Source organism: Desulfosarcina cetonica JCM 12296 (assembly GCF_001311845.1).
GTDB lineage: Bacteria > Desulfobacterota > Desulfobacteria > Desulfobacterales > Desulfosarcinaceae > Desulfosarcina > Desulfosarcina cetonica.
In genome coordinates this window covers 1-892 of the sequence record NZ_BBCC01000505.1, presented here as the reverse complement: position 1 = coordinate 892, position 892 = coordinate 1, and the positions used below count along the sequence as shown (strand labels likewise).

General features: G+C 62.4%; 1 protein-coding gene and 1 pseudogene. Both read left to right on the top strand.

What is annotated here, in order from left to right; all coding sequences use genetic code 11:
• Positions 1-318, top strand: a pseudogene (locus tag JCM12296_RS40860) (5' nucleotidase, NT5C type); the annotation flags it as partial.
• On the top strand, positions 315-892 hold a 578-nt coding region (locus JCM12296_RS35240; protein ID WP_172684286.1), incomplete at its 3' end, for a site-specific integrase. The pseudogene JCM12296_RS40860 and the gene JCM12296_RS35240, both read left to right, overlap by 4 nt.

Here is an 892-nt window from a genome sequence, read left to right as displayed (position 1 = left end):
GCCGCGGCCACGGAACGGGTGCTGATGGTCACCGCGCGGCCCGACGGCGCACTCATCGAAGCCTGGATGCGCGGACTGCTCAACGGCCAGCACCGGCAGGCGCGCATTGTCGCCACCGGTTCCTTCGAGGGCAAGATCGACGTGCTCAAGGAGAACGGCATCCACTGGTTCGTGGAAGATCGCCTGGAAACCTGCCATCTGCTCAAATCCGCCGGCATCGAACCGGTGGTGTTTCGTCAGCCGTGGAACCAGGATGGCCACGATTACCTGACCGTCGATTCATGGGCCGATCTCGAAAGGCGGATCGTCTTCCCGTGAACGCGCCCATGCTCAAACCGCAGATCGACCTTTTTCTCCAGGTCCTGGCCACGGAAAAGGGCTATTCGGCGCACACCCTTCGGGCCTACGCGCATGATCTGGACGAGTTTGCCGTGCATGCCCTGCGATCCCTGCCCGGTATGGCCGAAAAAGGGTTGGAAGCGCTGGCCGTGAGCGACATCGATGTCCTGACGATTCGCGGGTATCTGGGATTTTTGCACCGACGCAACGAAAAATCGACGATTGCCCGCAAGCTGTCGGCCCTGCGGTCGTTCTTTCGCTACTTGGTCAAGCACCGGCTGCTCGACGAGGATCCCACGGGGACGATCCTGACCCCCAAACAGATCCGGCCCGTGCCGTCCTATCTTTCCGTGGACGACATGTTCCGGCTGCTCGATCAGACCCTTGCGGATACGGTGCTGGGCCTGCGCAACCGGGCGCTTTTTGAAACCCTTTACGGATCGGGTATCCGGGTTTCCGAGCTGACCGGCCTGAATGTGTTCGACCTGGACGTGGCTTCCGGTTGCGTGCGGGTGTGGGGCAAGGGCGGGCGTGAGCGCATCGTGCCCGTGGG